The following is a 26851-nucleotide window of genomic DNA, read 5'->3' as shown; positions in this document are numbered from 1 at the left end:
TGGCGAGCGCAGCGGCGGCTTCCGTCGTGACGACAGCCGCGGTGGCGAGCGCAGCGGCGGCTTCCGTCGTGACGACAGCCGCGGTGGCGAGCGCAGCGGCGGCTTCCGTCGTGACGACAGCCGCGGTGGCGAGCGCACCGGCGGCTTCCGTCGTGACGACGACCGTGGCGGCGAGCGCACCGGCGGCTTCCGCGGGCGCGACGACCGAGGCCGCGACGACCGGCGCGGCGGTCCCCGTCGTGACGATCGTGGAGGCCGTCCTGGCGGGTTCCGTGACCGGGACGACCGGCGGGGCGGCGACGACCGGCGCGGTGGCGGCCGGTTCCGTGACGAGCGGGACCGGGACCGGGAGCCGATCAAGCGGCTGCCGATCCCGGAGGACGTCACCGGCGAGGAGATCGACAAGGACGTACGGCAGGAACTGCAGAGCCTGCCCAAGACGCTCGCCGACGACGTCGCCAAGAACCTGGTGATGGTCGCGCGGCTCATCGACGAGGACCCCGAGGGCGCGTACGGCTACTCCCGCGTGGCACTGCGGCTGGCGTCGCGTGTCGCCGCCGTGCGTGAGGCGGCCGGTTTCGCCGCGTACGCCACCCAGAAGTACAGCGAGGCGCTCGCCGAGTTCCGGGCCGCCCGGCGCATGACCGGCAACGTCGACCTGTGGCCCGTCATGGCCGACTGCGAGCGTGGTCTCGGGCGGCCCGAGAAGGCGCTGGACATGGCCGGGGCCCCCGAGGTGCACAAGCTGGACAAGGCCGGTCAGGTCGAGATGCGGCTCGTGGCGGCCGGTGCGCGCCGTGACATGGACCAGCTCGACGCGGCCATCGTGACCCTGCAGAGCCCGGAGCTCGCCTCCAGCTCCGTCCAGCCATGGACCGCGCGCCTGCGGTACGCGTACGCCGACGCGCTGCTCGAGGCCGGGCGTGAGGGCGAGGCGCGGGAGTGGTTCGCCAAGGCCGTCGAGGCCGACAAGGACGGCAGCACGGACGCGTCGGACCGGCTCGCGGAGATGGACGGTGTCGAGTTCGTCGACGCCCTCGGTGACGAAGAGGGCGGGCCCGAGAGCCACGAGGCGGCACAGAGTGTCTCCGCCCCGGACGACGATCTGAACAGCGACAGCGACAGCGACGAGGACGACGTCACCGACGAGGACGTGAAGGACGACATGTCCGGCGACGTCGTCGACGTCCAGGACGACAAGAGCGACCTGGGCGAGAAGGACGACAACGACGACAAGGACGACAAGGACTGACGTCCGGCCAGGACCATGGAAGGGCGGGACCTCGTACGACGGGGTCCCGCCCTTTCGTATGCCGTTCTCCGGTCTCCGGCCGGCCCCTCAAAGGTCCAGCGTGCGCAGCACCAGCCCCGAGGCCGGCTTCGGGCCGAACGACGTGGACTTGCGCGGCATGGTGACGCCCTGGCGGGCGAGCTCGCGTACGACCTCCTCGCGTACCGGGTGCATCAGGACGGCCGTGCCGCCGTCGCGTTCGGCCTTCTCGACGGTCGCGGCCGTGTCGTGGATGTAGGCGACGTGGGCCGGCGAGTCCTCGGGGATGCGCCAGACGTGGTCGAGGAGGGTGGAGTGCAGGACCGTCGCGTCGAGGGTGCGCCAAGCGGCCGGGCGGTCGGCGGGGATCGTACGGGCGAGGAGGTCTGTGTCCGGGCGGTCGGCGAGGTGGAAGGAGCCGTCGCCCGCGAGGAGGAAGGCGTTGCCGGCGGCGGCCGCCTCCGCCAGGGCCTCCAGCGCCTCGGCGAGCGGGACGTCCAGTCGGCGTACGCGGAACCGGCCGTCCAGGGCGGCGAGCGCGTCGGAGAGCGGGAGCCGGTGGAGGAGGCGGTGGATCGCGCGGACACGGAGGGGGTAGCGGGCGGTGTCCACGAGGAGGACCAGGCCGTAGTCCCAGGGGCTGGGGGACGGGTGTTCCGCGCGGAGCCGCAGGTAGGTCGCCCAGCGGTGGTGGCCGTCGGCTATCAGGGCCTGGTGGTGGGCGAGGTCCGACTGGATCTCGGCGAGGTCGGCGGGGTCGGTGACCGCCCACAGGCGGTGGCTGAAGCCGTCCTCCGTGGTCGTGGCGAGGAGCGGAGTTCGTTCCGCCGTGCGTTCGACCACGGCCGCCGCTCCGGCCGCGGCGCCGTCACCCCGGTAGGTGAGCAGCAGGGGCTCCATGTTGGTGGAGGTGGCGCGCATCAGGGCCGCGCGGTCCGCGATCACATGGGGGATGACGTCCTCGTGCGGCAGGACCACTCCCGCGTCCGCCTCCGAGAGGCGCAGGGCGCCTATGAGGCCGCGCTGGAGGATGCTGCCGTCCGCCTGCTCGTAGACATAGAGGCCGGGCTCCCTGTCGGGGGCGAGGACGCCGTCGGCGAGCCAGCGGCGCAGGGTGTCCGCGGCCTGTTCGTCGCGGGCTGCGGGTGTTCCGGCCTGGGGGAGTATCAGGCGGACGATGTTGTGCGGATCGGCGGATTCGAGATGGAGCAGACCGTCCGGCCGTACGACGACGTCGTACGGCGGTGATGTCACGGCGGCCAGGCTGCCGACCCGGTCGGGGTCGTAGCGAAGCCCCCGGAACGGGGTCAGTTCCAGGCCGCTGCGCGCCGGGGTCTCCTCCGCGGGACCTGCGTAGTTCATTGATGCATCGTAGGGGTGTCGGTGCCGTGAGGGATGATCGGGGAAAGTGACCTAACCGATTGTTGACCCACCGGGGGACCGCCGGGCGTCACCGGGACAATCCCGGAGGGCCGCCGGGCGATGGCCGGCCACCCACGGGTGGCCGGCCGGCCGGTGGACCGAGCGAGGAGCGGAGTGCGATGAGCCGGACAGTCAGGACACGGCCCGACGGCAGTGGGCGGGCCCTGAGCGAGGCGTACGACACGGCGCTGCTCGATCTCGACGGGGTGGTGTACGCGGGCGGCAGTGCGATCGCGTACGCCGTGGAGTCCCTGGGCACGGCGCGTGCGGGCGGAATGCATCTCGCGTACGTCACCAACAACGCGCTGCGGACCCCCGACACCGTGGCCGCGCATCTCACCGCGCTCGGGATACCGACCGTGGCGGGTGATGTCATCACCTCGGCGCAGGCCGTCGCGCGGCTGATCAGCGAGCAACTGCCCGCCGGTGCGCGGGTGCTGGTCATCGGCGGCGAGGGACTGCGGGTGGCCCTGCGCGAGCGGGGTCTGGAACCGGTCGAGTCGGCGGACGACGATCCGGCGGCCGTGGTGCAGGGGTTCGGCGGGCCCGACCTGCCCTGGGGGCGGTTCGCGGAGGCCAGCTACGCCATCGCGCGCGGGGTGCCGTGGTACGCGTCCAACACCGACCTGACGATTCCGAGTGCCCGGGGCATCGCGCCCGGCAACGGGGCGGCCGTGCAGGTCGTGCGGATCGCGACCGGGGCCGAGCCGCAGGTGGCGGGCAAGCCGCTGCCGCCGATGCACCGGGAGACGATCCTGCGGACGGGCGCCGAGCGGCCGTTGGTGATCGGGGACCGGCTGGACACGGACATCGAGGGCGCGTTCAACGGCGAGGTCGACTCGCTTCTCGTGCTGACCGGCGTGACCGACGGCGCCCAACTGCTGGCCGCGCCCCCGCAGCACCGGCCCACGTATGTCGACGCCGATCTGCGGGGCATGCTCACCGGGCAGCCGGAGGTCGTCGAGGCGGGCGCGGGCTTCCGCTGCGGTGGCTGGACGGCGACGGCCGGTGCGGAGCGGCTGGAACTGGACGGTGAGGGCGAGGCCCTGGACGGGCTGCGGGCGCTGTGCGCGGCGGCCTGGACGGCTGCCGGGGAGGGCTCGTGCGAGCTGGACGGGGGGAAGGCGCTGGCCCGGCTGGGGCTGTGAGTGCCGGGTGCCGGTGTCGCAGTGCCTCAAAGGCCGCGGGATTCGGCCGCCGTGTGAGGGGCACTCAGCGTACGACCCCGGCGCCCGGGCGGTGTTCGCGGACGCGATCGAGCCGAAAAGGGAGGATAGGCTAACCTAACCGGGTGTTGGTCGACAGTCCTCCTGAACCGAGCGCGGAGACCGCCCCCGCGCCACCCAGCCGCCGGGCGGTACGAGCCGTCGGGCTCCTCGTGTCCCTGCTGACCCTCGTCGTGGTGGCCCTGGCGAGTATCGCGATCGGTGCGAAGGAGCTGTCCTTCGGGCAGGTCTGGCACGGGTTGTTCGAGGACACGGGGACGTACGGGGACGCCGTCGTCGGGGAGCGGATCTCGCGCACCCTGCTCGGACTCCTCGCGGGCGCCGCGCTGGGGCTTGCGGGGGCCGTCCTCCAGGCGCTCACCCGCAATCCGCTCGCCGACCCGGGACTGCTCGGTATCAACGCGGGCGCGTCCGCCGCCGTTGTCACCGCCATCACCTACTTCGGCGTCACCTCGCTGAGCGGGTACGTGTGGTTCGCGTTCGCCGGCGCCGCCGCCGTCGGGGCGCTGGTCTGGTTCCTCGGCGGCAGCCGCGGCGCCACACCCGTGCGGCTCGCGCTCGCGGGCACGGCCATCAGCGCCGCCCTCTACGGCTATCTGCAGGCCGTGATGATCATGGATGGCGCGGCGCTCTCCAGGATGCGGTTCTGGACGGTCGGATCGCTGGCTTCGGCGACCGACGGGACGATCACGCAGGTGCTCCCGTTCCTGGCCGTCGGCACGGTCGTCGCGCTGCTGCTCGCCCGGCCGCTGAACGCGATGGCCATGGGCGACGACACCGCTCGCGCGCTCGGCGCCGACCTCAACCGCACCCGGGTGCTCTCCATGGCCGCCGCCACCGTGCTGTGCGGTGCCGCGACCGCCGCCTGCGGGCCGATCGTGTTCGTGGGGCTGATGGTCCCGCACGCCGTGCGCTCCTTCACCGGCCCCGACCTGCGCTGGATCCTGCCCTACGCGACCGTCCTGTCCCCCGTGCTGCTCCTCGGCGCCGATGTCGTCGGGCGCATGGTGGTACGGCCCGCGGAGCTGCAGGTCGGCATCGTCACCGCGATCCTCGGCGGGCCGGTCTTCATCTTTCTCGTACGACGGCGGAGGACGGCGCAGCTGTGAAGACGCAGGTCATGAGCAAGCCCGCCGCACGAAACCGGGCCGTTCGCACCCCGGGCGGGCTGTCGCTCCGCCTGGACGTACGGGCGTGCGTCGTCGTCGCGCTGCTGCTGGTGGCGGCGCTCACCGCGAGTGTGGTCCTGATCGGGACCGGCGACTTCCCCATCCCGGCCGACGACGTCCTGCGGACGCTCCTCGGCAACGGCGACCCCGGCCAGGAGTTCATCGTCGAGGAACTGCGGCTGCCGAGGGTCCTGGTCGGGCTCCTCGTCGGCGCCTCGCTCGGGCTCGGCGGGGCACTGTTCCAGTCCGTCTCCCGCAATCCGCTCGGCAGTCCGGACGTGCTGGGCCTCTCGCAGGGCGCCACCGCCGGCGCGCTGGTCGTCATCGTGCTGGTCTCCGGCAGTGCGAACCAGGTCGCCCTCGGCGCGCTCGCCGGCGGACTGGTCACCGGCCTCGCGATCTACGCGCTGGCGTGGAAGCGGGGCGTGCACGGGTACCGCCTCGTGCTGGTCGGCATCGGTGTCTCCGCGATCGTCACGGCGGTCAACGGCTATCTGATCACCAAGGCGGACCTCGTCGACGCGGCCCGTGCGGTCGTCTGGATGACCGGCTCGCTCAACGGCCGTGACTGGGACCAGGTCCGACCCTTGCTGATCATGTGCGTGATCCTCGTGCCGCTGGTGCTCGGAAACGCGCGCGGGCTGCGGATGACGGAGATGGGCGACGACGTGTCCTACGCGCTCGGGGTGAGTGTCGAGCGCGTACGGCTGCTGCTGATGGTGTCGGCCGTGCTGCTCACCGCCGGGGCCACCGCGGCCGCCGGCCCGGTCAGCTTCGTCGCCCTCACCGCGCCCCAGCTCGCCAAGCGGCTGACCCGCTCGCCCGGCCCGAACCTGGTGGCCGCGATGTGCATGGGCGCGACCCTGCTGATCGTCGCCGACCTGGCCTCCCAGCGGGCCTTCGGCGCCGACCAGCTGCCCGTCGGCGTCGTCACCGGTGTGCTCGGCGGTGTCTATCTGCTGTGGCTGCTGGTCACCGAGCGCAAGGCAGGCCGCGTATGAAGCCGGGTGCACACGAAGGCCGAGCGGACATGAACGAGAACGACCGCGCGCCTGAGCACGCGATGCACCGCGCGCCGGAGCACGAGAAAGACCGTGCGCCGGCACATGCGAACGACCGCGCGTCGGCGCACGCGAACGACCGCGCGTCGGCGCACGCGAACGACAAGAGGAGCACCGTGAACCGCCTGTCCGCCGAGAACGTCACCCTCGCCTACGACCAGCGGGTCATCGCCGAGCAGCTGTCGGTGCGGATACCCGACAACTCGTTCACCGTGATCGTCGGCCCCAACGCCTGCGGCAAGTCCACGCTGCTGCGGGCCCTGTCGCGGATGCTGAAGCCGTCCGAGGGGCGGGTGCTGCTCGACGGGCAGGTCATCCAGTCGATGCCCGCCAAGAAGGTCGCCCGGACGCTCGGTCTGCTTCCTCAGTCGTCGATCGCGCCCGACGGGATCACCGTCGGCGATCTGGTCGGCCGGGGCCGGTACCCGCACCAGGGGCTGCTGCGGCAGTGGTCCGCCGAGGACGAGCGGATCGTGCGCGAGTCGATGGAGTCGACGGGCGTCGCCGCGCTGGCCGACCGCTACGTCGACGAGCTGTCCGGCGGTCAGCGCCAGCGGGTCTGGATCGCCATGGCGCTGGCCCAGCAGACACCGCTGCTGCTGCTCGACGAGCCGACCACCTTCCTGGACATCCAGCACCAGATCGACGTGCTCGACCTGTGCGCCGAACTCCACGAGGAACAGGGCCGCACGCTGGTCGCCGTGCTGCACGACCTCAACCACGCCGCCCGCTACGCCACCCACCTGATCGCCCTGCGCGGCGGAGCCGTGATCGCCGAGGGCGCCCCCTCCGAGATCGTCACCGCCGAGCTGGTCGAGGAGGTGTTCGGGCTGCGCTGCCAGGTCATCGACGACCCGGAGACGGGGACACCGCTGGTGGTGCCGGCGGCGCGCGGGGCACGGGCCGGCGCCGGGCGGATCGTCCAGGCGGCCGCTACAGCAGCTTCCTGAGCTGGAGCAGGTCCCGGAAGCCCGCCTCCAGCTTCACCCGGCCCGAGCCCCAGGCCTTGGCGAAGTTCAGCTCGCCGGCGACGAGGGCCACCAGGTCGTCGCCCGTCATGGCGAGCCGGATCTGGGCCTTCTCGGCCGGCGGGCCCTGCAGGGTGTCGTGCACCTCGATGCGCCCGTCGCGCATCCGGCCCACGAAGGTGACGTCGAGGTCCTTGACGTGGCAGCTCACCGAGCGGTCGAGGGCCGTCGCCTCGCCCGCGTGTCCCTGGGCGCCTGCCATGTTGTCCGAAAGCTTTTCGAGTGCGGCGCGGCACTCCTCAATCGTTGCCATCGCGGTCGACGGTACCCCAGAGCTTCGCGGTAGCGTCTGGCTATGAGCGACTCTTTGCCCGAGGTCGAGGCCGGGGCGGAGGCAGTGGTTCCGGCGGAGACCGGCGAGTCCGTGACCCAGCCGGAGCCCCGGGACGCCGAACCCGGTGACGAACCCGCCGGCCCGGCCCCGCTGAACGTGCCCCGCACCCCCACCGGCCACCCCGAGGTCGACGAGGTTCTGGACCGGCTGGCCGACGCCGACCACCTCGCGACCGACGGCCACGTGGAGGTGTACGAGGATGTGCACCGGGGGCTGCGCGACGCGCTCACCGCGCTCGACGCCCGCCCGGGACCCCCGGGGCCCCCACGGACATACGAGAGCAGGAGCTGAACCCACCGTGGCAGGAGTCGCACGCCGCCGTCTGGACGCCGAGCTGGTCCGGCGCAAGCTCGCGCGGTCGCGTGAGCACGCGAGCCAGCTGATCGCCGCCGGGCGGGTCACCGTCGGCAGGACCGTCGCGACCAAGTCCGCCACGCAGGTGGAGACCGCCGCCGCGATCGTGGTCACGGCCGACGACGGCGACCCGGAGTACGTGTCGCGGGGCGGGCACAAGCTCGCGGGCGCCCTGGAGGTGTTCGTCCCGCAGGGGCTCGCGGTCGAGGGGCGGCGGGCGCTGGACGCCGGGGCCTCCACCGGGGGCTTCACCGACGTCCTGCTGCGCGCCGGAGCCGCGCACGTCGTCGCGGTGGACGTCGGATACGGACAACTCGCCTGGACTCTGCGGAGCGATGAACGCGTCACCGTCAAGGACCGTACGAACGTACGCGAGTTGACGCTCGAAGCGATCGATGGGGAGCCTGTGGATCTAGTCGTGGGGGATCTGTCCTTCATCCCGCTCGGCCTGGTACTGCCCGCGCTGGTGCGGTGCGTGAAGCCGGACGCCGACCTGGTGATGATGGTCAAGCCGCAGTTCGAGGTGGGCAAGGAGCGGCTGGGCAGTGGGGGAGTCGTACGGAGTCCGGAGCTGCGCGCCGAGGCGGTGCGCGCAGTGGCCCGGCGGGCGGGGGAGTTGGGGCTCGGGGTGAAGGGTGTGACGGCGAGTCCGCTGCCCGGACCCTCGGGCAATGTCGAGTACTTTCTGTGGCTGCGTGCCGGGGCTCCCGCGCTGGACCCGGCCGACGTCGACCGAGCAGTGGCGGAGGGGCCGCGTTGACTCAGGACCGATCGCGAACCGTTTTCCTGCTCACCCACACCGGGCGGCCGGCGGCGATCCGCAGTGCCGAACTCGTCGTCAAGGGCCTGCTGCACCACGGCATCACGGTGCGAGTGTTGGAGCACGAGGCCGAGGACATCCCGGTGCCGGAGGAGGTGGAACTCGTCAAGGAGGCCACCCCGCAGTGCCTCGACGGATGCGAGCTGCTCATCGTCCTCGGCGGTGACGGCACACTGCTGCGCGGCGCCGAGTTCGCCCGTGCCTCCGGGGTGCCGATGCTCGGCGTCAACCTCGGCAGTGTCGGCTTCCTCGCCGAGGCCGAGCGGGACGACCTGGACAAGGTCGTCGACCGGGTGGTGACCAGGGCGTACGAGGTCGAGGAGCGGATGACCGTCGATGTCGTCGTTCATCAGAACGGGGACATCGTCCACACGGACTGGGCGCTCAACGAGGCGGCCGTGCAGAAGGCCGGCGCCGAGAAGCTGCTGGAAGTCGTCCTGGAGATCGACGGCCGACCGGTGACCGGGTTCGGGTGTGACGGGATCGTCCTGTCGACGCCGACCGGGTCCACGGCGTACGCGTTCTCGGCGGGCGGGCCCGTGGTGTGGCCCGAGGTCGAGGCGCTGCTGATGGTGCCGATCAGCGCACACGCGCTGTTCGCCAAGCCGTTGGTGACGTCGCCGAACTCGGTGCTGGCGGTGGAGGTACTGCCGCACATTCCGCCGGGAGTGCTGTGGTGCGACGGGCGGCGGACCGTCGAGCTGCCGCCGGGGGCGCGCGTCGAGGTGCGGCGCGGGGCGGTGCCGGTGCGCCTGGCGCGGCTGCACCACGCGTCGTTCACGGACCGGCTGGTGGCCAAGTTCGCGTTGCCCGTTTCCGGGTGGCGGGGGGCTCGGCACTAGCGTCTCGTCGGGTGGCGGGGACTCGTCGACGGCCGCGGGTTCGTCGTGGTTGCTCGCGCCCACGCGGCGGAGCCGCACATCGACACGGTTCCGCGCCCCTGCGGGGGCGCGCTGTAGCTCGGCGGGGTGACATTGGGGACGGGGGGCGTCGCACTTCCCTCCCCGGACCTCGTATGGTCGTGTCCGTGTTGGAGGAGATGCGGATACGGTCGCTCGGAGTCATCGACGACGCTGTCGTCGAGTTGTCACCCGGCTTCACCGCCGTGACGGGTGAGACGGGCGCGGGCAAGACCATGGTGGTCACCAGCCTCGGCCTGCTGCTCGGCGGGCGGGCGGACCCGGCGCTCGTGCGGATCGGTGCGAAGAACGCCGTCGTGGAGGGCCGGATCGCCGTGCCCGAGGGCGCGGCCGCGGCCGTCCGGGCCGAGGAGGCCGGGGCCGAACTCGACGACGGGGCGCTGCTGATCAGCCGTACCGTCTCCGCCGAGGGACGCTCGCGGGCGCACCTGGGCGGACGGTCCGTTCCCGTGGGCGTGCTCGCCGAGCTGGCCGACGAGCTGGTCGCCGTGCACGGGCAGACCGACCAGCAGGGGCTGCTCAAGCAGTCCCGGCAGCGGGCGGCGCTCGACCGGTACGCCGGGGACGCGGTGGCCGTGCCGCTGACCAAGTACGGCGAGGCCTACCGGCGGCTGCGGGCCGTGGCCGGTGAACTCGACGAGATCGTCACCCGGGCGCGCGAGCGGGCCCAGGAGGCCGACATGCTGCGCTACGGCCTCGACGAGATCGCCGGGGTCGAGCCGCGGGCCGGTGAGGACGTGGAGCTGGCCGAGGAGGCCGAGCGGCTCGGGCACGCGGAGGCGCTGGCGTCCGCCGCCACGGCCGCGCACGCCGCGCTCGCGGGCAACCCCGAGGACCCGGAGGGCGTGGACGCCACCACGCTCGTCGCGGGCGCGCACCGGGCGCTGGAGGCCGTGCGGTCGCACGACCCGGCGCTCGCGGCGCTCGCCGAGCGCATCGGGGAGATCGGGATCCTCCTGGGCGATGTGGCGGGGGAGCTGGCGGGCTACGCCGACGACCTGGACGCCGACCCGCTGCGGCTGGCGGCCGTGGAGGAGCGGCGGGCCGCGCTCACCGCGCTGACGCGGAAGTACGGGCAGGACATCGCCGCCGTGCTGGCGTGGGCCGCGGAGGGCGCCCGTCGGCTCACCGAACTCGACGGAGACGACGAGCGGATCGAGGAGCTGACCGCCGAGCGCGACGCGCTGCGGGCCGAACTGGGCGGGCTCGCGCAGGCCCTGACCGACGCGCGGACGGAGGCCGCCGAGCGGTTCGCCGGCGCCGTGACGGCGGAGCTGGCCTCGCTCGCCATGCCGCACGCGCGCGTGTCGTTCGAGATCCGGCAGAGCGACGATCCCGAGGGCGTCGAGGTGGACGGGCGTACGGTCGCGTACGGGCCGTCCGGTGTCGACGAGGTCGAACTGCTGCTCGCCCCGCATCCGGGGGCGCCGCCGCGGCCCATCGCCAAGGGTGCGTCCGGCGGTGAGCTGTCGCGGGTGATGCTGGCCGTCGAGGTCGTCTTCGCGGGGACCGACCCCGTGCCGACCTACCTCTTCGACGAGGTCGACGCCGGTGTCGGCGGCAAGGCCGCCGTCGAGATCGGCCGGCGCCTCGCCAAGCTCGCCCGGTCGGCGCAGGTCGTGGTCGTCACGCATCTGCCGCAGGTGGCGGCCTTCGCCGACCGGCAGCTGCTGGTGGAGAAGACGAACGACGGGTCCGTGACCCGGTCCGGGGTGAAGGTCCTGGAGGGCGAGGAGCGGGTGCGGGAGCTGTCGCGCATGCTCGCCGGCCTGGAGGACTCCCAGACGGCACGGGCGCACGCGGAGGAGCTGCTGGCGGCGGCCCGCGCGGACGCGTAGGAGCGGGTTCCCGGCCGCCGCTTCGTCGGCCCTCGGCGAACAGGACGGTGGACACGACGGGCAGGAGCGGGGCGGGAGTCGTGCGGAGGGGCAACCTCGTACGGGAGTTCACTCGTGTGGGTGACCCTGGGTCCGGGGTTGCCCGGCGCTCCGGCTCCGCGCCGCGTCCCGTTGTGCCGGAACACCCTTGCGGCCTGGCATCCTTGGACAGGAGCGACGTAGCGGGACGTGCCGCGTGGACCGTGCGGAAGGGCCTCGAACGGTTCACCCCCATCGGTGCATCCCCCGTACGTCTCTTCGTGACCGTCCGACCCCGAGCCAGGAGCCCCGGCCACGTGAGCCACGTGAGCAGCCACTCACCGCACGGCCAGTCGCCGCTGCGAACCGTACAAGTGCTCGGCGGTGGCAGCGCGGTGAGCAGTGCGCATGTACGGTCGCTGGCCTCGGGGCTGGTCGCCCGGGGCGTGCGGGTCACCGTGTGCGCCCCCGGCGACGCCGACGGCCTGTACGACTTCACCGGCGTCGGCGCCCACCACGTCCACGTGCCCCGCAGCAGCGACCCCGCCTCGGTCGCCAGTCTGCGCAACGCCTGCGCGGACGCCGACCTGGTGCACGCGCACGGCCTGCACGCCGGTTTCCGCGCCACCCTCGCGCTCGGCCGGCGCACCACCCCGCTCGTCGTCACCTGGCACACGCGTTCGTACGCCGAGGGGGCGCGGGCGCATCTGCTGCGGCTGCTGGAGCGCCGGGTCGCCAAGGCCGCCGCCGTGGTCCTCGGCACCTCCTCCGACCTGGTCGACCGGGCCCGCAGCCGGGGCGCGCGCGACGCCCGCCTCGCCGCGGTCGCCCTCCCCGCGTCGCGCCCGGCCGACGCCGGCGAGGACCAGGACCGGCCCGCCTGCAAGGTCCGGGCCGAACTGGGCGCCACGGCCCGCCCGTTGCTCATGGCCGTCGGCGCGCTCGACCGCCACCGGGGGTACGAGACCCTGCTCGACGCCGCCCGCGAGTGGCGCGGCCTCGACCCGGCGCCGCTGCTCGTCGTCGTGGGCGAGGGGCCGCTGCGGAGCGAGCTGCAGCGCCGCATCACGCAGGAGGAACTGCCCGTACGGCTGGCCGGGCGGCGCGACGACGTCCCCGAGCTGATCGCGGCCGCCGACCTCGCCCTGCTGCCCGGCGGCCCCGAGGCCCGCCCCGCCCTCGCCCAGGAGGCGCTCCACGCGCGCGTGCCGCTCGTCGCGGCCGCCGTCGGAGCGGTGACCGACCTGGTCGGCGACGCCGCCGAACTCGTCCCCCACGGCGACGCCGGGGCGCTCGCCCGGGCCGTCGTCCGTCTTCTCGACGACCCGGCCCGCTGCGCGCGGCTGCGGGAGCGGGGTACGCGGCAGGCCGCCACCTGGCCGACCGAGGACGAGACGGTGGCCCAGGTGCTCAGCGTCTACGACGAGCTGACCCGGCCGCGGCCCCTCGGCTGACCCCCGCCGCCCGGCACGGCCTCAGGAGACGTGCCGACGCGCCCGCAGGGCCAGGCTCAAGGCCAGGACCGCCTGGGGGTCGTCCAGGTCGGTGCCGAGCAGTTCACCGATGCGGGCGAGGCGGTTGTAGAGGGTCTGACGGTTGAGGTGCAGTTCCCGGGCCGTCTCCGCCTTCCGGCCGGCGTGCGCCAGATAGGTCTCCAGGGTCGGCAGCAGCGGGGGCCTGGCACGGTCGTCGTGGTCGCGCAGGGGGCCGATCGCGCGGTCCACGAAGGAGGCCAGGTCGGGGTGGTCGCGCAACCGCCATAGCAGCAGGTCGATGTCCAGGCGCCGGGCGTCGTACCAGGGGCGGTCGGCCAGGCCCTGCGCGGCCGTCGCCGTCTCCGCCGCGTGCCGCAGGCCCGCCGAGGCGGCCGCCCAGCCGCCGGGCACGCCCACGACCACCACGGGCGGACGCCCGCCCGGCCGCCGCATCCCGGCCCGCTCCGCGCCGGCCCGCAGCGCCGCCGCGGCCCGGTCGGCGACCGCCGGGCGCTCCGCCTCCGCACGCAGGCCCAGCAGCAGCGGGACACGGCCCTCCACGGGGCGTACGCCGAGCAGGACGGGCGCGCCCACGGAGGCCAGCTCCTCGGCCACCGCACGGGCGAGGACGGCCCAGCCGCCCCCGTCGGGCGCGAGACCGTCGGCGAGCTTCATGACGACGGGGAGCAGCGGGCCGGCACCCGGCCGGAAGCCGAGGACGCGGGCCTGCGCGGGCGCGTCCTCGGCGCGGACACGGCCCTCGGCGAGGTCGGTGAGGAAGTCGCCCCGTCCGCGCGCCGCCAGCTCCTCCTCCTGCCGGGCCTGCATCAGGACGACGGCGAGGACGCCGGCCGCACGCTCGGCGGCCATCCGGTGCACGGGGGTCAGGGGGCCGACGACGGGCAGGAGGACCAGACGGGCCCGGACCGAGCCCGTGCCCGGACCGCCGCCCGGTACGTCGACGAGGGTCGTCCCGGCCGGCGGCGCGTCCTGGTGCCGGTCGCGCACCCCCTCCCACACCTGGAGCGGATCGGTGTCCGCCGGGCCCGCCCCGGCGGCGTACAGGAGCTGTCCGTCGGCGGTCTCCAGGAACACCGGGTTGCCGCTGAAGCCGGCCAGGATGTCGAGGACCTGGGGGATCCCGCCACCGCCGAGCAGGGCCTCGGTGCACCGGCGGTGCACCTCCTCGGCCTGCTGCAGGAGCGCGTAGTGGCCGTTGACGATCTCGGTGTGGATCTCCTCGGTGACCGTCACGAACGCCACCTCGCGGTGCAGCTGGACGAGGGGGAGACCGGCCGAGCGCGCCGTCTCGACGAGGGCCGCCGGCAACCGGGCGAAGCGCGGGCCCAGTTCGACGACCAGGGCCGAGATGCCGCGCTCGGCGAGGGTCCGCACGAACGCGCGCTGGTCGGCGGGGCGGGTGCCGAGCCCGTATCCGGTGGTCAGCAGCAGTTCGCCGCCCTTGAGGAGCGAGGCGATGTTCGGGACCTCGCCCGCGTGCACCCAGCGCACGGTCCGGTGCAGCCGATCGGCGCCGGCGAGGACCTCCGGCAGCCCGCCGCGCAGGCCGGGCAGCTCCAGGGCCCGCCGTACGGTGATACCGCCCTGCGCCTCGCGGCCGTCACCTGGTGCGCGACTGTCACGGGTGTCCATGGAGCGGACGGTACCCGGTCGTCAGGCCGGCGGGATGTTGTGGTTGAAGCGGAAGACGTTGTCGGGGTCGAACCGGGCCTTCACCGCGGTCAGCCGCCGGTGGTTGTCGACGCCGACGCCGGCCACCACACGGTCGGCGCCCTCGTCGCCGACGAAGTTGAGGTAGACCGCGCCGGTGCTCCACGGCCGTACGTCGGCGCGGACGTCCCGCACCCATCGCACGCACCGCTCGTCGTCCGCCGGGTCCGACCAGACGCCGAAGGGATGCACGACCCAGGGGGCGTTCCGGTACGGCACGGGGTACTGGGCGGGGCCGTCGGCGATCGCGCCGCCCATCGGGAAGAGCACGTGCTGGGTGCCGGTGGGCACGGGCATCGTCCAGGCACGGGTGGCGAAGACGTCCACCAACGGGTCCGGCAGACCGGTGAGATGCTCCGCCGACCAGTAGTTCCGCATGCCCGGCGGATCGTCGATCATGCACTGCACGTCCGCGTACGGCATCGCGCCGACGATCTCTGCCTCGTGTGCCATCGCCAGCAGCGGCTGGGCGGTCTTGCGCATGTCGTCCTCGGTGCCCGCGTACGTCAGCAGGACGCCGCAGACCAGCTCGCCCACCAGGTGCCCGGGCACGAACTCCTCGGGCGGGCCGGTGAAGTACAGGACGCCGCCGCTCGCCTCCCGGGGTCCCGTCTCGATGACCTCGCGGTACACGCGGATCACCTCGGGGCCGTGTTCCGGGCGGTAGAGGAGGAGGGCGATGGCGAACGCGGGCAGGTCGTGCAGCCGGAGCGTGAGCGCGGTGGCCACACCGAAGTTCCCGCCGCCGCCGTGCAGCGCCCAGAACAGGTCCGGGTTCTCCTCGGCGCTCGCGTGGACCGCCTGACCGTCGGCGGTCACCAGGTCGACGCCGAGCAGGTTGTCGACGGCGAGCCCGAAGGTGCGGTCCAGCCAGCCGCTGCCGCCGCCGAGGACGAAACCCCCGACACCCGTGGTCGACGCCCGGCCGCCCGTGGTCGCCAGGTGGTGGGGCTCGGTGGCGCGGTCGAGATGACTCATGGTGGCGCCGCCCTCGACCCGGGCGCTCATGGAGCCGGGGTCGACGGTGACGGCGTGCATCCGCCGCAGGTCGATGACGAGCCCGTTGTCGTTGAGAGCCATTCCGGCCACGCTGTGACCGCCGCCGCGCACCGCGATACGCAGGTCCAGGTCACGGGCGAAGCGCACGGAACGGACGACGTCGGTCTCGTCCGCGCACTGCGCGATCACGGCCGGACGCCGGTCGATCATGGCGTTGAAGACGGTACGGGCCTCGTCGTACCCCGGATCCTTCGGCGCGAACACGTCGCCGGTCAGGTCCTCGCGCAGCGCGGTGAGAGCCGCGCGCGCCTTCCCGAGGGGAGCCATGGTGAGCCGCCCCCTTTCGGTGGGGGGACAGGGCTTCTTCCAGGCTAGGCGGGGGCGCCGGATCGGGCCTGTTCGCAGGCGCGGGGCAAGGAGGCGCGAGCAAGGATGTGCAGGCGAGGTCGCGCGGGCGAGGTCGCGCGAGCAACCCGTACCGGCGAGCGCGAGCGGTTGCCGTACGCGCCCGCCCGCGCACGCGTCCGCCGCCACGCGCCCCGGTCCGCCGCCGTACGCGCCGGACCGAAGGGCGCGCACGGCGTGCCGTACGCCCCCGAGGCGGTCAGCCGCCGTACGCCCCCGAGGCGGTCAGCCGCCGTACGCCCCCGAGGCGGTCAGCCGCCGTACGCCCCCGAGGCGGTCAGCCGCAGGGCCGTGTCGATGAGGGGGACGTGGCTGAAGGCCTGCGGGAAGTTGCCGACCTGGCGCTTGAGGACCGGGTCCCACTCCTCGGCGAGGAGCCCCAGGTCGTTGCGGAGGGAGAGCAGCTTCTCGAACAGCTTGCGGGCCTCGTCCACGCGGCCGATCATCGCCAGGTCGTCGGCCATCCAGAACGAGCAGGCGAGGAACGCTCCCTCGTCGCCCGGCAGCCCGTCCACGCCCTCGTCCTCGCCGGAGGTCGGGTAGCGCAGGATGAAGCCGTCCGAGGTCGACAGCTCGCGCTGGATCGCCTCGATGGTGCCGATGACCCGCTTGTCGTCCGGCGGCAGGAACCCCATCTGGGGGATGAGGAGCAGCGAGGCGTCCAGCTCCTTGGAGCCGTACGACTGGGTGAAGGTGTTGCGCTCCTTGTCGTACCCCTTCTCGCACACGTCCCGGTGGATGTCGTCGCGCAGCTCGCGCCACTTCTCCAGCGGGCCGTCCGCGTCACCGGACTCGATGAGCTTGATCGTGCGGTCCACCGCGACCCACGCCATGACCTTGGAGTGCACGAAGTGGCGGCGCGGACCGCGCACCTCCCAGATGCCCTCGTCCGGCTCGTCCCAGTGGTCCTCCAGGTAGCGGATCAGCTTCAGCTGGAGGAGGGAGGCGTAGTCGTTGCGGGCCAGGCCCGTCATGTGGGCCAGGTGCAGGGCCTCGGTGACCTCGCCGTACACGTCCAGCTGCAGCTGGTGCGCGGCGCCGTTGCCGACCCGCACCGGGCCCGAGTTCTCGTACCCGGGCAGCCACTCCAGCTCTGCCTCGCCCAACTCCCGCTCACCGGCGATGCCGTACATGATCTGCAGGTTCTCCGGGTCGCCGGCCACGGCCCGCAGCAGCCACTCGCGCCAGGCGCGGGCCTCGTCGCGGTAGCCGGTGCGCAGCAGCGAGGAGAGGGTGATGGCCGCGTCCCGCAGCCAGGTGTAGCGGTAGTCCCAGTTGCGGACGCCGCCGATGTGCTCCGGGAGCGATGTGGTCGGCGCGGCGACGATGCCGCCGGTGGGCGCGTACGTCAGGGCCTTCAGCGTGATCAGGGAGCGGACCACCGCCTCGCGGTACGGGCCGTGGTACGTGCACTGCTCCACCCAGTCGCGCCAGAACTCCTCCGTGGCCCGCAGCGAGGGCTCGGGCTCCGGCAGCGCCGGGGGCTGCTTGTGCGAGGGCTCCCAGGAGACCGTGAAGGCGATCCGGTCGCCCGGCGTCACGGTGAAGTCGGCGTAGGTGGTCAGTGCCTTGCCGTACGTCTCGCACTCGGTGTCGAACCACACCGAGTCCGGTCCGGCGACGGCCACCGTGCGGCCCTCGTGCTTGTGCACCCAGGGCACCACCCGGCCGTACGAGAACCGCATCCGCAGTGCCGAGCGCATCGGCACCCGGCCGCTGACGCCCTCCACGATCCGGATCAGCTGTGGGGCGCCGTCACGCGGCGGCATGAAGTCCGTCACACGGACCGTGCCGCGCGGGGTGTCCCACTCGGATTCCAGGATCAGCGAGTCGCCACGGTACCGGCGGCGGGAGGCCGTCGGCGGCTCGGCGTCCGCGGCGTGCGCGGGACCCAGTCTCCAGAATCCGTGTTCCTCGGTGCCGAGCAGTCCCGCGAAGACGGCGTGGGAGTCGAAGCGGGGCAGGCACAGCCAGTCGACCGTGCCGTCCCGGCAGACCAGCGCCGCTGTCTGCATGTCTCCGATGAGTGCGTAGTCTTCGATGCGCCCGGCCACGTGCAACTCCAGTCGAACGGCCACGTCGTCGCCCCCCGGAGGGGCGGTCGCTGTGCGGTGTGCGGTCAAGGGACCCATGGGATCGGCAAAGGAACCATGTTTCCAGAGTGATCCGAGGGACGGTTTCGTGCGATGTCGCTCAACGATCCTCAACGCAAATGAGGCGGTCGTTGCTCAATCGACTGACGAGCTCTCATGATTGCCGGAGACGGGCGGGGTGGTGCCGTCGCGCCGGCCGCTCGGCAGCGAGTGTCCGAAGAGGATACGACGCAGCGGAGGGCTCCGCGTGCCGCTCCCGGCAACACGAGTGGGCCGAACGGGTGAGCCCATGGTGAAGATCGGCGGAGATCCGCCGACTGTCGTACGAGGTCCGTGTCGGCCCGTGCGCGGAGCGTGGCCGGAAGCGATCGTGTTCCGTCGCTGATACCCTGGTAGCCCGTGGACCGGTGGGCGCCCCACGTCGAAAGTTTCGCAAGAGGGACCCCCGAACCGCAGCGAAGGCACCCCCGACGGATGAGTTCGGGCGGCGGCCGACCCGCACACCGAACCGCGACCACGGGAGCCCCCTCTTGGCCATGCCGCCCGCTGCTTTTCGAAACACGACGACCAAGCACATCTTCGTCACCGGGGGTGTCGCCTCGTCGCTCGGCAAGGGTCTGACCGCCTCCAGCCTCGGCATGCTGCTCAAGGCCCGCGGTCTGCGCGTCGTGATGCAGAAGCTCGACCCCTACCTGAACGTCGACCCAGGCACGATGAACCCCTTCCAGCACGGTGAGGTGTTCGTCACCAACGACGGCGCCGAGACCGACCTGGACATCGGCCACTACGAGCGCTTCCTCGACCGCGACCTGGACGGCTCGGCCAACGTCACCACCGGCCAGGTCTACAACACGGTCATCGCCAAGGAGCGGCGCGGCGAGTACCTCGGCGACACCGTCCAGGTCATCCCGCACATCACCAACGAGATCAAGCACCGCATCCGGCGCATGGCCTCCGACGAGGTCGACGTCGTCATCACCGAGGTCGGCGGCACGGTCGGCGACATCGAGTCGCTGCCGTTCCTGGAGACCGTCCGGCAGGTCCGGCACGAGGTCGGCCGGGACAACGTCTTCGTCGTCCACATCTCGCTCCTGCCGTACATCGGGCCGTCGGGCGAGCTGAAGACGAAGCCGACCCAGCACTCGGTCGCGGCGCTGCGCAACATCGGTATCCAGCCGGACGCGATCGTGCTGCGCTGCGACCGTGAGGTGCCCGCCGCGATCAAGCGCAAGATCTCCCTGATGTGCGACGTCGACGAGGACGCCGTGGTCGCGTGCCCCGACGCCCGCTCGATCTACGACATCCCGAAGACCGTGCACCGCGAGGGCTTGGACGCCTACGTGGTCCGCAAGCTGGACCTGCCCTTCCGTGACGTGGACTGGACGACCTGGGACGACCTGCTCGACCGCGTCCACAACCCGCTCCACGAGATCAACCTGGCGCTGGTCGGCAAGTACATCGACCTGCCCGACGCCTACCTCTCCGTCACCGAGGCCCTGCGCGCCGGCGGGTTCGCCAACAAGGCCCGCGTGAAGATCAAGTGGGTCACCTCGGACGACTGCCGGACCCCGGCCGGCGCCGCGGCCCAGCTCGCCGACGTCGACGCGATCTGCATCCCGGGCGGGTTCGGCGACCGGGGCGTGTCCGGCAAGGTCGGCGCGATCCGGTACGCCCGCGAGAACCGGATCCCGCTGCTCGGTCTCTGCCTCGGCCTGCAGTGCATCGTGATCGAGGCCGCGCGCAGCCTCGCCGACATCCCGGACGCCAACTCCACCGAGTTCGACTCCGCCACCGCCCACCCGGTCATCTCCACCATGGCCGAGCAGCTCGACATCGTCGCCGGTGAGGGCGACATGGGCGGCACCATGCGGCTCGGCATGTACCCGGCCAAGCTGGCCGAGGGCTCGATCGTGCGCGAGGTGTACGACGGCAAGGAGTACGTCGAGGAGCGCCACCGCCACCGCTACGAGGTGAACAACGCCTACCGCGGGGAACTGGAGAAGAAGGCCGGCCTGCAGTTCACGGGAACCTCGCCCGACGGCAAGCTCGTGGAGTACGTCGAGTACCCGCGCGAGGTCCACCCGTACCTGGTCGCGACCCAGGCGCATCCCGAGCTGCGCTCCCGTCCTACCCGCCCGCACCCGCTGTTCGCGGGGCTGGTGAAGGCCGCCGTGGAGCGGAAGACCGGTAAGTGAATCAGGGCGGCCCAAGAGTTGTACGGTGACCGGGGTGCACGTCTTTCGGGACGTGTGCCCCGGTTTTTTCGAACGTGGTCGTACGTGTGGGAGGACGAGTCGACATGACCATCAAGGACACCGCCGAGCAGTGGGAGGTCCGGGCGAGCCAGACGCCGTTCGTCGGCAAGAAGACCTCCGTGCGCACGGACGACGTGGTCATGCCCGACGGATCGGTCGTCCGCCGCGACTACCAGGTGCACCCCGGTTCCGTCGCCGTCCTGGCCGTCGACGACCAGGACCGGGTGCTGGTCATCCGGCAGTACCGCCACCCCGTCCGCGAGAAGCTGTGGGAGATCCCGGCGGGCCTGCTGGACGTGCCCGGCGAGAACCCGCTGCACGCCGCCCAGCGCGAGTTGTACGAGGAGGCGCACGTCAAGGCGGAGGACTGGCGGGTGCTCACCGACGTCTACACCACGCCCGGCGGCTGCGACGAGGCCGTGCGGATCTTCCTGGCACGGGACCTCTCCGAGGCCGAGGGCCGGAAGTTCGAGGTCGAGGACGAGGAGGCCGACATGGAGCTGGCCCGGGTACCGCTGGACGAGCTGGTGCGGGGGGTGCTCGCGGGGGAGCTGCACAACAACTGCCTGGTCGTGGGTGCGCTTTCGCTGGTGGCGGCGCGCAGCGGGGGCGGGGTGGAGTCGCTGCGGGCGGCCGAGGCGCCGTGGCCCGCGCGGCCGTTCGAGGCCTGAGCGCGCTGCACCGCGCCCTCACGTCGATCGGTTCACCGCACCCCCGCACTCCGCGTTCACCACACTCGTACACCACCAGTCGTACGATCTGCTGATCCGATCGAGCGATCTCACCGCCCGGCTCCGCCCGGATCGTCGCAGAGCGTGAACTAGGCTCGGGAATCGCCCGCACCGGAGTCCCGGCGGGCTTGCTCGTGCGGTGGGACGGGAGAGTGGCCCGTGGCGGATCAGGCGGTGGACCTCGGGGGCGCCCGGGGGTCCGGAACAGGGCGGCCCCCGGCTGTCGAGGCCGCCCCCACGGACAGTCAGTTCCTCGGCAGGACGCGCGAGTTGAAGGAACTGCGGGCCGACATCGACCGGGCCGGGCTCAACACCCTCGCGGGCCGCAAGGCGCCCCACGCGCGCGTGCTGCTCATCGCCGGCCGGCCCGGCTTCGGCCGTACCGCGCTCGCCGAGGAACTCGTCCGGCAGGTTACCGATGGTTACCCCGACGGGGTGCTACGGGCCCGGCTCACCGAGCCCGACGGCACCCGGGTGCCCGTCGAACGGGCGGCGCGGGAACTGCTCGGGGAGCTGGGGCTGCCGGCGCCGGCCGGGGCCGACGAGGACGACCTCAGCGAGGCCCTGCGGGAGGCGCTGGCCGACCGCCGGGTGGTGCTGCTGCTGGACGACGCGGCCGACTCCGAGCAGGTCGACGCGCTGCTGCCGGACACCCCCGACGCCCTGGTCGTGGCGGTCTCCGGAGGCCCGCTGACGGGCATCTCCGACGTCCGCCCGTGCACCCTGGGCGGCCTGGACCCCAAGTCCGCCGTGGAGCTGCTGGAACGCTTCAGCGGCTCGGTGCGCATCACCGTGGACCCGCGCTCGGCCGAGGGGCTCGCCGAGGTGTGCGGGGCCCAGCCGGCCGCGCTGCGGCTCGCCGGCGGCTGGCTGGCCGCCCGGCCCACCGTGGCCGTCTCCGATCTGGCCAAGCAGCTGCGCGCGGAGGAGGACGACAGCCCGCCGCTGACCCGGATGCTCCGGCTGGCGTACGCCTCGCTGCCGGCCGCCGCCGCCCGGATACTGCGCCTGCTCGCCCTCGCCCCGGCGGGTCTGGTCGACCCGCACACCGCCTCCGGCCTCGCCGGCTGCTCGGTCGGCGCGGCCCGCACCACGCTGGACGACTTCGTCGCCCTCGGCTTCCTGCACCAGGCCGACCCGGCGCTCCCGCAGTACGAGGTCCCCGGCTGCCTCCAGCCGCTGCTGTGGTCCCTCGCCGAGAGCCAGGAGCGGCCCGGTGAGCTGCGGCTCGCCCGCGCGCGGATGCTGGAGCGGACGGTACGGCTGCTGCAGTCCTGCCGGGCCGTCACCGAGACCGACAGCCCGCAGGCCCGCGAGCGGCTCCTCGCCATGCCCAAGGCGCTGCGGTTCCCCACTCCCCGGGCCGCCGAGGAGTGGCTGCGCGCCCGGCGGCCCGCCCTGCTGGCCGCGGCCCGGCTCGCGGTCGCCGACGGAGAGCTGGACACCCTCGCCCGGCGGCTGATGTCCCAGCTGGTGCGGGCCATGGTCGCGCACTTCGGCACCCAGGCCGCGGCCCCCGACCTGTACGGCGTCCACGGGCTCGTCCTCGACGTCGCCGAGCGCCGCGACCTGCCCCGCGAACAGGCGGCGGCCCTGTTGAACCTCGGCGACCTGGACGCCCGCACCGGCCGTACGAGGGCGGCGCTGGCCCGCTACCGGGCCGCGCTCGACGCCGGACGGCGGGCGAACGACCCGTACGCGACCGGTCGCGCGATGGAATCCGTAGGCGGTGCTCATCAGGAGCTGGAGGACTACGACCGGGCCGCCGACTGGTACGGCCGGGCGCTCGCCCAGCGGCTCGCCCGGGACGAGCGCGAGGACGCCGCCCGGCTGTACGGCCGGATCGCCGCCGCGCACACGTACGCGGGCCGCTACGGCGAGGCCCTGCGCAACTGGAGCTCGGCGCTCACCGGGCACCGCCGGCTCGGCGATGTGGGCGGCCAGGCACGGGCGTTGAGCGAGATGGCGCGGGTCCAGGAGTACGCGGGGCGGCCCGAGGAGGCACTGCGGACCTGCGAGGAGGCGGCCGAGTGGGCGCGGCGCGCCGACGACACCCGGCTGCAGGCCGCGATCCAGCTGCGGACCGCCGACACCCTGGAGCGGCTCGGCGACCCGGCGGCGGCGCGGCTGCACCGGGCGGCCGCCGATCGGCTCCTCGACGACGGGGCCCCAGGCCCCGAAACCCAGGAGACCGAGCCGGAACAGGATGCTAACGCCTGCGAAATCCGTAGTGCATCCGCGAAAGATTGATGCATTGAAAGGCTAGACAGCGGGGACACCTTCATTAGACTGGCTACGCCGCCGGTTCTCCTGCGGTGTCTCCCGGTGCGCTCCGATGCGTACGGGTATGTCCTGCACTGCGTGGGCATGTGCCGCTGTAAGGGCGAGCCCCACACCCCTCCGAGCCAAGGACCGTGATCGACGTGAAGGTCGGCATCCCCCGCGAGGTCAAGAACAACGAGTTCCGGGTGGCCATCACCCCCGCCGGTGTGCACGAGCTGGTGCGCCACGGCCATCAGGTCGTCGTCGAGCAGGGCGCCGGCGTCGGCTCGTCGATCCCGGACGCCGAGTACGTCGCCGCGGGCGCCGAGATCCTGGCCACGGCCGACGAGGTGTGGGCCACCGCCGACCTGCTGCTCAAGGTCAAGGAACCCATCGCCGAGGAGTACCACCGCCTCCGCAAGGACCAGACCCTCTTCACCTACCTGCACCTGGCGGCCTCCAAGGAGTGCACCGACGCGCTCGTCGAGTCGGGCACGACCGCGATCGCGTACGAGACCGTCGAGCTGCCGAGCCGCGCACTGCCGCTGCTCGCACCCATGTCCGAGGTCGCGGGCCGGCTCGCCCCGCAGGTCGGCGCCTACCACCTGATGCGCGCCAACGGCGGCCGCGGTGTGCTGCCCGGGGGTGTGCCGGGGGTGCTGGCCGGCCGTGCCGTGGTCATCGGCGGCGGCGTGTCGGGCTGGAACGCCGCGCAGATCGCCATCGGCATGGGCTTCCACGTGACCCTGCTCGACAAGGACATCAACAAGCTCAAGGAAGCCGACAAGATCTTCGGCACCAGGATCCAGACCGTCGTCTCCAACGCCTTCGAGCTCGAGAAGGCATGTCTGGAGGCCGACCTCGTCATCGGCGCCGTCCTCATCCCGGGTGCCAAGGCCCCGAAGCTGGTCACCAACGAGCTGGTCGCGCGGATGAAGCCCGGAAGTGTCCTTGTCGACATCGCGATCGACCAGGGCGGCTGCTTCGAGGACTCCCGGCCCACCACCCATGCCGAGCCGACCTTCCCCGTCCACGGGTCGGTCTTCTACTGCGTGGCCAACATGCCCGGCGCGGTGCCCAACACGTCCACCTACGCGCTGACCAACGCCACGCTGCCCTACATCGTGGAGCTCGCCGACCACGGCTGGGTCGAGGCCGCGCGCCGCGACCCCGCCCTGGCCAGGGGCCTCAACACCCATGACGGCAGGGTCGTCTACCGCGAGGTCGCCGAGGCGCACGGGCTGGAGCACGTCGAACTGGCCTCGCTGCTCGTCTGACCCGCCCGGCCCGCGGAACCGTCGCGGTGGCCCCGTGCGGGGCGCCGGCCGGCCGCCGACAGGCCGTCGACCGGCTGCTTCAAGTCACCTTTCGGTAAAAGGCGATACGTCAACACAGGTCGTCAACAGCGCTTTACCGGCCGGATCTTGCCCGACAAGGTCCGGCCGGATGTGTGTATGGTCACTTTGCGACACTCGCGCAACTCGCCTCGAACGTAACCGTTCGTATGTTTCGTGCACCGGTGAAACCTGCCGTGCGACGGCCCTACGCCCTTGACAGCCGCATGTTTCATTGCCGACACATCGGGCCGGGTCCGGCGGATTGTGTTGCTGCGGACCGCCGACACGCCATAGAGTCGCCAGCTGTCGGCATGGTGCCACGCTGACCTATCTAGAAGTTTCCTGGTCACCAAGGAGGTAAGACGACTTGTGAATGAGTCGACATTTACTCCCGGGGGTGGTCAACCAGGAATGCCTGCGCCGGTCTCGGGTCCCACGGGGTTCGCGGCTGTCGGCTCGGTCGCTGTCCGCACCTTCGCGGCCCACCAGAGTCCGCAGGCAACTCCCACAGCGCTCCAGAGCATGGATGGCCAACACGTGAACGCCATGGCCGGCGACGGAAGTGGCGGGGTCCACAACCACTTCGCCGACTACGACGAGCTGCCCGACGGGCACTTCTACGACCCCGACGCCGAGTACGAGCCCGATCCGGAGTACGCGGCGACGCTCGCGCCCGACGCGGCCCGTCAGCGCCGCGAGCGCATCGGTCCCACCGGGCGCCCGCTGCCGTATTTCCCGATCCCGGGCCCGCTGACCGACCACGGTCCCGCGAAGATCATCGCGATGTGCAACCAGAAGGGCGGCGTCGGCAAGACGACGTCGACCATCAACCTGGGTGCCGCGCTCGCGGAGTACGGCCGCCGGGTCCTGCTCGTCGACTTCGACCCGCAGGGCGCCCTCTCGGTCGGCCTCGGCGTGAACCCGATGGAGCTCGACCTCACGGTCTACAACCTGCTCATGGAGCGGGGCATGTCGGCCGACGAGGTCCTGCTGAAGACCGCGGTCCCCAACATGGACCTGCTGCCGAGCAACATCGACCTGTCGGCCGCCGAGGTCCAGCTGGTCTCCGAGGTCGCGCGCGAGTCCACGCTGCAGCGGGCGCTGAAGCCGCTGCTGGCCGACTACGACTACATCGTGATCGACTGTCAGCCCTCGCTCGGCCTGCTCACCGTGAACGCCCTGACGGCCGCCCACAAGGTGATAGTGCCCCTGGAGTGCGAGTTCTTCGCACTGCGCGGTGTCGCGCTGCTGACGGAGACCATCGAGAAGGTCCAGGAGCGGCTCAACCCCGACCTGGAGCTCGACGGCATCCTCGCCACCATGTACGACTCGCGCACCGTGCACAGCCGTGAGGTTCTCGCGCGTGTCGTCGAGGCGTTCGACGAGCACGTCTACCACACGGTCATCGGGCGCACCGTCCGCTTCCCGGAGACCACGGTCGCCGGTGAGCCGATCACCACGTACGCCTCCAACTCCGTCGGCGCCGCCGCCTACCGCCAGCTCGCCAGGGAGGTGCTCGCCCGGTGTCACGCCGAGTGAGTCTGCCGGGGGCCGACGAACTCTTCCGTACGACAGGGGGAATGGCGCTGCAGCCGTCCACTCCCCGGCGGGGGGCCAACGGAGAAGTCCGTGTGCCCGCGCCCGCCGGGGACAGCGACGGGGCCGCCGGCGCGGAGGACGCACCGCCGTCCGTGCCCGTGCGCGGCGGCGACGGCGAGGGGTCCGAGCATGTGGCCGCGGACGCCGAGTCCGACGGTGAACCGCGCAGCCGCTCCGCAGCCGCCGGGGCCGAGCGGGCCGCGGCGGCCGGGCGGCTGCCGAAACCGCAGGAAGGTTCTGCCTCGGCCGCGCCCCGCAAGAAGGGGCGGGCCTCCGGGCGCCGGCCCAGCGGGCGGGAGCGGCACGACGAGAAGATCACCGTGTACGTCTCCGCCGAGGAGCTCATGGATCTCGAACACGCGCGGCTGGTGCTGCGCGGGGAGCACGGGCTGGCCGTGGACCGCGGGCGGATCGTGCGGGAGGCCGTCGCCGTGGTGCTGGCGGACCTGGAGGCCCGGGGGGACGCGAGCATCCTGGTTCGCCGACTTCGGGGGCGGTAGCGGT

At 72.7% G+C, this 26851-nt stretch carries 21 protein-coding genes; 16 read left to right on the top strand and 5 right to left on the bottom strand.

Annotated elements, in window-relative coordinates; translation table 11 throughout:
• Positions 1 to 364: 364 nt before the first annotated feature.
• The gene (locus ACFU5F_RS34870; protein WP_383896232.1) at positions 365 to 1252 is read left to right on the top strand and encodes a hypothetical protein; all 888 of its coding nucleotides are present in this window, start codon (positions 365 to 367) and stop codon (positions 1250 to 1252) included.
• Positions 1253 to 1339: 87 nt separating this feature from the next.
• Here the strand turns inward: ACFU5F_RS34870 and ACFU5F_RS34865 are convergent, their stop codons facing one another.
• Entirely contained in the window at positions 1340 to 2632 is a 1293-nt protein-coding gene (locus ACFU5F_RS34865; protein ID WP_383896221.1) for a DUF1015 family protein, read from the bottom strand.
• A gap of 179 nt (positions 2633 to 2811) precedes the next feature.
• Here ACFU5F_RS34865 and ACFU5F_RS34860 point away from each other — a divergent pair, with 179 nt between their 5' ends.
• The 4 genes from ACFU5F_RS34860 to ACFU5F_RS34845 all read left to right on the top strand — a co-directional run bounded on the left by ACFU5F_RS34860 (position 2812) and on the right by ACFU5F_RS34845 (position 7098).
• The gene (locus tag ACFU5F_RS34860) at positions 2812 to 3840 is read left to right on the top strand and encodes an HAD hydrolase-like protein (RefSeq protein ID WP_383896219.1); all 1029 of its coding nucleotides are present in this window, start codon (positions 2812 to 2814) and stop codon (positions 3838 to 3840) included.
• Positions 3841 to 3983: 143 nt separating this feature from the next.
• Positions 3984 to 5027, top strand: a complete 1044-nt coding sequence (locus ACFU5F_RS34855; RefSeq protein WP_383896216.1) for a FecCD family ABC transporter permease — start codon at positions 3984 to 3986, stop codon at positions 5025 to 5027.
• An 11-nt stretch (positions 5028 to 5038) separates the two neighbouring features.
• Positions 5039 to 6088 (top strand): FecCD family ABC transporter permease, encoded by a 1050-nt coding sequence (locus ACFU5F_RS34850; protein WP_383896229.1) that lies wholly within the window; start codon positions 5039 to 5041, stop codon positions 6086 to 6088.
• A 29-nt stretch (positions 6089 to 6117) separates the two neighbouring features.
• Entirely contained in the window at positions 6118 to 7098 is a 981-nt protein-coding gene (locus tag ACFU5F_RS34845; RefSeq protein WP_383896214.1) for an ABC transporter ATP-binding protein, read from the top strand.
• Here the strand turns inward: ACFU5F_RS34845 and ACFU5F_RS34840 are convergent.
• Complete coding sequence (locus tag ACFU5F_RS34840) at positions 7082 to 7429, bottom strand: SCP2 sterol-binding domain-containing protein (protein WP_383896211.1); 348 nt, start codon at positions 7427 to 7429, stop codon at positions 7082 to 7084. The genes ACFU5F_RS34845 and ACFU5F_RS34840 overlap by 17 nt on opposite strands.
• A gap of 42 nt (positions 7430 to 7471) precedes the next feature.
• On the opposite strand from ACFU5F_RS34840, the gene ACFU5F_RS34835 reads away from it, so the two are divergent.
• The 5 genes from ACFU5F_RS34835 to ACFU5F_RS34815 all read left to right on the top strand — a co-directional run bounded on the left by ACFU5F_RS34835 (position 7472) and on the right by ACFU5F_RS34815 (position 12914).
• Positions 7472 to 7801 carry a hypothetical protein gene (locus tag ACFU5F_RS34835; RefSeq protein WP_383896208.1) on the top strand — a complete coding sequence of 110 codons (330 nt, stop codon included), beginning with the start codon at positions 7472 to 7474 and terminating at the stop codon, positions 7799 to 7801.
• A gap of 7 nt (positions 7802 to 7808) precedes the next feature.
• Entirely contained in the window at positions 7809 to 8624 is an 816-nt protein-coding gene (locus tag ACFU5F_RS34830; RefSeq protein WP_383896205.1) for a TlyA family RNA methyltransferase, read from the top strand.
• Complete coding sequence (locus ACFU5F_RS34825; protein WP_319369527.1) at positions 8621 to 9526, top strand: NAD kinase; 906 nt, start codon at positions 8621 to 8623, stop codon at positions 9524 to 9526. Before ACFU5F_RS34830 ends, ACFU5F_RS34825 begins: the two co-directional genes overlap by 4 nt.
• A 173-nt stretch (positions 9527 to 9699) precedes the next feature.
• Positions 9700 to 11442 carry a DNA repair protein RecN gene (recN, locus tag ACFU5F_RS34820; protein ID WP_383896202.1) on the top strand — a complete coding sequence of 581 codons (1743 nt, stop codon included), beginning with the start codon at positions 9700 to 9702 and terminating at the stop codon, positions 11440 to 11442.
• 335 nt (positions 11443 to 11777) lie between these two features.
• On the top strand, positions 11778 to 12914 hold the full coding sequence (locus ACFU5F_RS34815) for a glycosyltransferase family 4 protein (RefSeq protein WP_383896198.1): 1137 nt from the start codon (positions 11778 to 11780) through the stop codon (positions 12912 to 12914).
• A 21-nt stretch (positions 12915 to 12935) separates the two neighbouring features.
• On the opposite strand, the gene ACFU5F_RS34810 is transcribed toward ACFU5F_RS34815, so the two are convergent.
• The 3 genes from ACFU5F_RS34810 to ACFU5F_RS34800 form a co-directional block, all read right to left on the bottom strand.
• Positions 12936 to 14588 carry a PucR family transcriptional regulator gene (locus ACFU5F_RS34810; RefSeq protein WP_383896195.1) on the bottom strand — a complete coding sequence of 551 codons (1653 nt, stop codon included), beginning with the start codon at positions 14586 to 14588 and terminating at the stop codon, positions 12936 to 12938.
• A 21-nt stretch (positions 14589 to 14609) separates the two neighbouring features.
• The gene (locus ACFU5F_RS34805; protein WP_383896192.1) at positions 14610 to 15992 is read right to left on the bottom strand and encodes an FAD-binding oxidoreductase; all 1383 of its coding nucleotides are present in this window, start codon (positions 15990 to 15992) and stop codon (positions 14610 to 14612) included.
• 329 nt (positions 15993 to 16321) lie between these two features.
• On the bottom strand, positions 16322 to 18124 hold the full coding sequence (locus tag ACFU5F_RS34800) for a glycoside hydrolase family 15 protein (RefSeq protein ID WP_383896227.1): 1803 nt from the start codon (positions 18122 to 18124) through the stop codon (positions 16322 to 16324).
• Positions 18125 to 18699: 575 nt separating this feature from the next.
• Here ACFU5F_RS34800 and ACFU5F_RS34795 point away from each other — a divergent pair.
• The 6 genes from ACFU5F_RS34795 to ACFU5F_RS34770 all read left to right on the top strand — a co-directional run bounded on the left by ACFU5F_RS34795 (position 18700) and on the right by ACFU5F_RS34770 (position 26847).
• Complete coding sequence (locus ACFU5F_RS34795) at positions 18700 to 20358, top strand: CTP synthase (protein ID WP_383896225.1); 1659 nt, start codon at positions 18700 to 18702, stop codon at positions 20356 to 20358.
• Between the two features lie 104 nt (positions 20359 to 20462).
• The gene (locus tag ACFU5F_RS34790) at positions 20463 to 21089 is read left to right on the top strand and encodes an NUDIX domain-containing protein (protein ID WP_383896189.1); all 627 of its coding nucleotides are present in this window, start codon (positions 20463 to 20465) and stop codon (positions 21087 to 21089) included.
• A gap of 219 nt (positions 21090 to 21308) precedes the next feature.
• Positions 21309 to 23399, top strand: coding sequence for a tetratricopeptide repeat protein (locus tag ACFU5F_RS34785; RefSeq protein ID WP_383896186.1), 2091 nt, complete (start codon positions 21309 to 21311; stop codon positions 23397 to 23399).
• Between the two features lie 164 nt (positions 23400 to 23563).
• Positions 23564 to 24688: an alanine dehydrogenase gene (gene ald, locus ACFU5F_RS34780; RefSeq protein ID WP_383896183.1), complete on the top strand. Its 1125-nt coding sequence runs from the start codon at positions 23564 to 23566 to the stop codon at positions 24686 to 24688.
• Between the two features lie 471 nt (positions 24689 to 25159).
• Complete coding sequence (locus ACFU5F_RS34775; protein WP_078907264.1) at positions 25160 to 26287, top strand: ParA family protein; 1128 nt, start codon at positions 25160 to 25162, stop codon at positions 26285 to 26287.
• Positions 26272 to 26847 (top strand): hypothetical protein, encoded by a 576-nt coding sequence (locus ACFU5F_RS34770; RefSeq protein WP_383896180.1) that lies wholly within the window; start codon positions 26272 to 26274, stop codon positions 26845 to 26847. Before ACFU5F_RS34775 ends, ACFU5F_RS34770 begins: the two co-directional genes overlap by 16 nt.
• Positions 26848 to 26851 lie beyond the last annotated feature (4 nt).

It is taken from the genome of Streptomyces sp. NPDC057438 (assembly GCF_042802995.1).
GTDB lineage: Bacteria > Actinomycetota > Actinomycetes > Streptomycetales > Streptomycetaceae > Streptomyces.
Note: the sequence above shows the minus strand (reverse complement) of the source record. Positions and strands in the feature narration are given on the sequence as shown.